Source organism: Acinetobacter sp. V2, from assembly GCF_001188385.1.
Taxonomy (GTDB): Bacteria; Pseudomonadota; Gammaproteobacteria; order Pseudomonadales; family Moraxellaceae; genus Acinetobacter; species Acinetobacter oleivorans.
The window spans coordinates 160,498-162,825 of the sequence record NZ_JZFB01000002.1 but is presented as its reverse complement, the minus strand read 5'-3'; the positions used below and the strand labels follow the sequence as shown (position 1 = coordinate 162,825).

Genomic DNA, 2,328 nt, shown 5'->3' with positions numbered 1-2,328 from the left:
CCCGCCAATTGATCCACTACGTGAATCGATTGTAATGTCGCTCGAAACCTGTTTAGGTCGTGAACAAAATGTATTTGAGCAAGGTCCAGAGCACGCAGATCGAATTATTATTTCGAGCCCTGTTCTGTCTAACTCAAAAATGCAGCAAATCCGTAGTATTGATCGTGCCGGCTATGAGTCTGTTGACATCAATTTAAACTATGCTGAAGAAGAAGGATTGCAAGCTGCGATTACACGTATCTGTGAAGAAGCGGCGCAAGCGATTCGTGACGGTAAAACTTTAATTGTTTTAACTGATAAAAATATTCGCCAAGGTTTCTTGCCTGCAAACGCAGCGCTTGCAACAGGTGCAGTACATCATTACCTCATTAAAACTGGTTTACGTACTGATGCAAACATCATGGTTGAAACTGGTTTTGCACGTGATCCGCACCAATTTGCGGTATTACTAGGTTTCGGTGCAACTGCTGTTTACCCATACCTTGCATATGACGTAATTAATGATTTGATTGCGAAAGGTGAGCTTTTAGGTGATCCAATCCATGCTCAAGCGAACTTCCGTAAAGGTATTGAGAAAGGCTTATTAAAAGTTCTTTCAAAAATGGGTATCTCTACAGTTGCTTCATATCGTGGCGGTCAGCTTTTTGAAGCAGTGGGTTTATCATCTGAAGTTGTAGATCAGTGCTTCTTGGGTGTTCCAAGTCGTATCCAGGGTGCAACATTTGCTGATCTAGAAAAAGACCAGAAAAAATTAGCTGCTACAGCATGGTCAAATCGTAAACCAATTGATCAAGGTGGTCTGCTTAAATTCGTATTTGATAAAGAGTATCACGCGTTTAACCCAGATGTGATTAACTCATTACACAAAGCGGTTCGCTCAGGTAAATACGAACACTTTAAAGAATATGCTGAGCTGGTGAATAACCGTCCAGTCGCGACTATTCGTGACTTATTTAAGTTAAAAACAACCAATTCTATTCCAGTTGAGCAAGTTGAATCAGTTGAAGACATTTTGCCTCGTTTTGACTCTGCAGGGATGTCTTTAGGTGCTCTTTCTCCAGAAGCGCATGAAGCGATTGCAATTGCGATGAACACGATTGGTGGTCGTTCAAACTCTGGTGAGGGCGGGGAAGATCCTGTTCGCTACGGCACAATTCGTAACTCGAAAATCAAACAGATCGCATCTGGTCGCTTTGGTGTAACGCCTGCATATCTAACTTCTGCTGAAGTATTGCAAATTAAAGTTGCTCAAGGTGCAAAACCAGGTGAAGGCGGTCAGTTACCGGGTGGTAAAGTAAATGGTTTAATTGCACGTTTACGTTACTCAGTGCCGGGTGTAACACTGATTTCACCTCCACCGCACCACGATATTTACTCAATTGAAGATTTGTCTCAGTTAATTTTTGATTTGAAACAAGTTAACCCGCAAGCAATGGTTTCAGTAAAACTGGTATCTGAGCCGGGTGTAGGTACGATTGCTGCTGGTGTTGCTAAAGCATATGCAGACTTTATTACTATTTCTGGTTATGACGGTGGTACAGCTGCATCTCCACTTTCATCTATTCACCATGCGGGTTCTCCATGGGAGTTGGGTTTAAGTGAGGCGCATCAAGCTCTTCGTGTAAATGACTTACGTGGCAAAGTACGTGTACAAACTGATGGTGGCTTAAAAACTGGTCTTGATGTGATCAAGGCAGCAATTTTAGGTGCTGAGAGCTTTGGTTTCGGTTCAACACCAATGATTGCATTAGGCTGTAAATATCTACGTATTTGTCACCTAAACAACTGTGCGACTGGTGTTGCAACTCAGCAAGATCACTTACGTCAAGAGCACTACATTGGCGAACCAGAAATGCTCATCAATTTCTTCCACTTTATTGCGGAAGAAACACGAGAATGGTTGGCAGCATTAGGTGTGTCTTCATTGAAAGACTTAATCGGTCGTGTTGATTTACTCGAAGTATTACCGGGTGAAACTGAAAAACATGCTCATCTTGATTTAAGTGCATTGTTAACGTCTCATCCATCTGCTGACGGTAAAGCACAGTACTGTGAAGTACAGGGGAATGCACCATTTGATAAAGGTGTGTTAGCTGAGAAAATGGTTGCTGAAATGCTTCCTGCAATTGAATCAAGTGCAGGTGGTCAGTTCAACTTCAATGTTGTGAACTGTGACCGCTCGATCGGTGCTCGTGTGTCGGGTGAAATTGCTCGTCGCTATGGCAACTTAGGTATGGAAGTACATCCAGTAGTGATGAACTTAACTGGTACAGCTGGTCAGTCACTTGGTGTATGGAACGCGGGTGGTTTACACATCCGTCTTGAAGG

At 42.8% G+C, this 2,328-nt stretch carries 1 protein-coding gene; it reads left to right on the top strand.

The annotated features are described in order from the left end of the window. Positions 1–2,328, top strand: a 2,328-nt coding sequence (gltB, locus tag UC75_RS20965) for a glutamate synthase large subunit (RefSeq protein ID WP_228137281.1), incomplete at both ends; no start/stop codon positions are given.